A 3,513-nucleotide genomic window follows, 5' to 3' on the forward strand; every position below is an offset into this window, starting at 1 on the left:
TCGTTTCTGAGCATGATACTTAAAACTACCTTTCAAACAGTTGTAGAAGTTATATATATAATCTATAACTATAAGTTCCTTTTGCCTCGAAGGGAGAATAATGAAAAAACGCGTTGGGATAATAGGAGGCTCCGGTGTTTATTCGTTTGACGGAGTTAAAATAGAAGGAGAACTGAATACCGAAACTCCATTTGGAAGACCGTCAGCTCCTCTGATTCTGGCCGAATACGATGGAATCCCTCTGGTTTTTCTTCCTCGGCATGGCGAGGATCACACACTATCTCCCTCCGAAGTTCCATACGCAGCAAATATATATGCAATGAAATATATTGGCGTACGTAAGATCATCTCGATATCAGCTGTTGGAAGTCTTCAGGAGAAGTATCACCCAAGACATTTTGTTATTCCGGATCAGCTTTTCGACAGAACAAAAGGAATTAGAAGGTCTACATACTTTAGTGGTGGATTAGTTGGCCATATAGGATTTGGCGAACCCTTCTGCGGAAAACTATCCGGGATTCTCGCTGACTCAGCTGAGGATGCAGACGCTATAATACATAGAGGTGGAACTCTTGTCTGCATGGAAGGACCTGCTTTCTCCACAAGGGCAGAGAGTAATATTTACCGTCGTCAGGGGCATGCTGTTATCGGTATGACAGCACTTCCAGAAGCTAAACTCGCCAGGGAAGCAGGGATATGTTATTCGATCCTTGGATTAGTCACAGACTACGATGTATGGCATGAATCAGAGGATGATGTTTCAGTTGAAGCTGTAATAGCGAACATCAGGGTGAATACTGTTCGGGCAAGGAGAACGATTGAGAACGTGCTGAAGAAGATAGATCCCGAGGATACAGAATGTGCTTGCCATGGAGGCGCAGAGGTTATTGAAAATTCGATCATGACAACTCCTGCAAATCGGAGTTATCTGGCAAAGGAGCATCTGAAAGTCATTTTAGAGAGATAGGTTTTCTTGACTGGTTCAACTGTAGGTGATATCGGAGAGAGAGGTCTGGTACGGAGGCTGAGGGATACATTTCCGTCACTCAGACTAATAGGTGATGACAGCAGTATTCTTCCGGCACTTCAGTGTCCCGTTGTGACTACGGACAGCTATTTTGAGGGATCTCATTTCTATCGCTGGTGGGCACCACCGGAGGTACTCGGGCGACGGTTGCTTGAAGCGACACTATCAGACATTGCAGCCATGGGTGCCTGTTCCCGATGGATCTTTACCGCAGTCACATTACCTCTCGATCTGGAGATTGACTGGATTGCACGATTCTACAGAGGGTTGATGGAGAGAGAGGATTGTGTTATTGCCGGAGGAGAAACAATCCGGGGGAGTAATTTCGGAATCACACTTACTGCCGTCGGTGAAGGAGGTAATTCCGAAACTCTTCTACGAAGATCAACACTGCGGCATGGTGACAGTCTCTGGCTTTCAGGACCGATAGGCAGGGCGCTTGATGCTCCTGCAATTCTCAAGGAGGCAGGCGGTCTTGAAGGCGAGAATCTGAATCCTCGCTCGGGTATAATCTCTAAGGATAGACTGGAACAGGTGAGAGCCTTCCTGCTTCCGCGGGCTGAGCTTGAACTTGCAGCAGAACTGAGGAAAAAAGGAGTTCATTGCGGGATTGATATTTCCGATGGTCTCTTTTCAGAGGCCTGGCACCTTTCCCGTGAGAGCGGGGTTGATATTGTCCTTGATATTAATGAATCAATATTCTATAACTCAGTAAAAGACAGACCGCTTGAAGCTGCTTCATCCGGAGAAGATTTCGTTCTGCTTTTCAGCGCACCTGAGCAAAATGAATTCACGTCTGCAGAATGTAAAAAAGTTGGTTACGCTAAGGAAGGTGCGGGGGAAGTAAGTGTTTTAATAAATGGAAGACCGGTAAATGTGGAAACGACCGGGTACGATCATCTGGAGGTTTAAGAATGCAGGAAGAGAAGAATACAACAACGAAGGAATTCCATGTTTGCGGCAAAGATCTCGTTGCCAAATTAAAGGAGATTCTTCATCAGGGTAATGTAAGACATATCATGATAATAAATGAAAATGGAAAAGTTCTGATTGAAGTTCCAATGACGCTGGGTGCTGTAGCCGTGGTATTACTCCCGGTCTGGGCAGCTATAGGAGCGATTGCCGCTCTCGTAGCAAACTGCACAATCGTCGTAAAAACAGAAGAAGAATAGCGCAACTGCATACTGGATCCGGTGAAAAAGCCCGGGATGAGCAACTGAAAACGTCAGATTGAGATTATCCCGATATAAAATCTGCTGTATTCTATTTCATGCTCTTCTGAGGTTTCCAGTGTAATACTGCTCATCCTCTCAACAGTTTCATCAGGCAGGGGGAATATGACAAGAGTATTACCGCTCCAGGAACCGCTGTAGATCCAGTCTTCCCATGTAGTCCACATGGCATTGATCTCATCTGATTTCATAGTTCCGCCAGCCCAGGAACAGAGGGTTTCAAAAATATCTCCATATTCGGTTGCCTGCTGTAATTCGCGACGTATTCCGTATCTTCCAGTAATTGGATTGATGACTACTTTCCCATCCAGCTTGATGAACCTTATCAGTTCACCATGATATTCAGGATCAAGTATGGTCCCTTCATCTGTTAGTATTGCCGGATAGAAGTCGTCATTACTCTGTGGTGTCAGAGCACACTCGTAATAGATGAATTTTTCACGGACTCCATCACTGAACTCCAGAAGAAACGATGGAGGCCACCTCCAGATATCGAGGATCTCGGGGGTAAAACTTAACTCATCCCTTTCAGCTGGAGTGTCAATTGTGCCGGGTTCCCCCCACGTAGTACTGGAGATGTTCCAGACCGCTCTGGAAGAGCTGGCCAGCTGCAGGGGGGCGATAGCAGTCAGATCCTCCGGGATCGGCCAGGTTTCGATGAATGTTCCGGATGGAACTGTGACAGTGAAAGTACCCTGAAAAAAATCACCGTAAAAATAAACAACAGGAGCTCTGGATACTGGTTCGTCCCATTCATTGTGAGTTGTGAAATTTTCATAAGGATCAGATGGTGGAACTGATCCGATTATTACTTCTTCAGAAAAAGTTATTGCTCCCCATTCGTGTACATAGACGGTGTTGAAGTCAGGCGGGGGGGCAATAATCGTATCGACCAGTGCAGCAAACATCAGCGGTAGCATTCGATCCTCCAATTAAAGAGAGACTTATTATCCTGTTTCTTATACATTTTGCCAGGATATTTATTCCAGTTCACAGTCCTGTATCGGGAAACTGAAACAGAACTGATTTAATTTCGATTGTATGCCCATTGATAGTCTGGCGACTTGAACAGGTCAACTTTTCAAGGATGCTTAGAATCCTTCGAATAAGTTTTTGCGAAATGAATACAATTATCCTCATACCCGCTGTGCTCCTGTTATTGTATACTATTATGGTCATAAGCCTGCATGAATCACCAGCCATTGTAGCGAAACGTCACAGATGCTGGTGGATACGAGGCTTGCGAATACAGAC

At 45.3% G+C, this 3,513-nt stretch carries 4 protein-coding genes; 3 read left to right on the forward strand and 1 reads right to left on the reverse strand.

Translation table 11 applies throughout. The features are described from left to right. Positions 1-100 precede the first annotated feature (100 nt). Genes mtnP through K8R76_00710 form a run of 3 tightly spaced genes read left to right on the forward strand, consistent with a single transcriptional unit; the run spans position 101 to position 2,199 of the window. The gene (gene mtnP, locus K8R76_00700; protein ID MCD4846691.1) at positions 101-967 is read left to right on the forward strand and encodes an S-methyl-5'-thioadenosine phosphorylase; all 867 of its coding nucleotides are present in this window, start codon (positions 101-103) and stop codon (positions 965-967) included. A 6-nt stretch (positions 968-973) separates the two neighbouring features. Then, positions 974-1,939, forward strand: a complete 966-nt coding sequence (locus tag K8R76_00705) for a thiamine-phosphate kinase (protein ID MCD4846692.1) — start codon at positions 974-976, stop codon at positions 1,937-1,939. A gap of 2 nt (positions 1,940-1,941) precedes the next feature. After that, a complete protein-coding gene (locus K8R76_00710) occupies positions 1,942-2,199 on the forward strand; it encodes a DUF4342 domain-containing protein (protein MCD4846693.1) in 258 nt (85 codons plus the stop codon). Positions 2,200-2,252: 53 nt separating this feature from the next. Here the strand turns inward: K8R76_00710 and K8R76_00715 are convergent, their stop codons facing one another. Beyond that, positions 2,253-3,179 (reverse strand): hypothetical protein, encoded by a 927-nt coding sequence (locus tag K8R76_00715; protein ID MCD4846694.1) that lies wholly within the window; start codon positions 3,177-3,179, stop codon positions 2,253-2,255. Between the last annotated feature and the right edge of the window lie 334 nt (positions 3,180-3,513).

Origin of the sequence: Candidatus Aegiribacteria sp., assembly GCA_021108435.1 — a bacterium.
GTDB lineage: Bacteria > Fermentibacterota > Fermentibacteria > Fermentibacterales > JCC-6 > Aegiribacteria.

Coding starts and splice junctions, on each gene's coding strand:
- K8R76_00715 (MCD4846694.1), bottom strand. CDS start 3,179: ATGCTACCGCTGATGTTTGCTGCACTGGTCGATACGATTATTGCCCCC.
- K8R76_00710 (MCD4846693.1), top strand. CDS start 1,942: ATGCAGGAAGAGAAGAATACAACAACGAAGGAATTCCATGTTTGCGGC.
- mtnP (MCD4846691.1), top strand. CDS start 101: ATGAAAAAACGCGTTGGGATAATAGGAGGCTCCGGTGTTTATTCGTTT.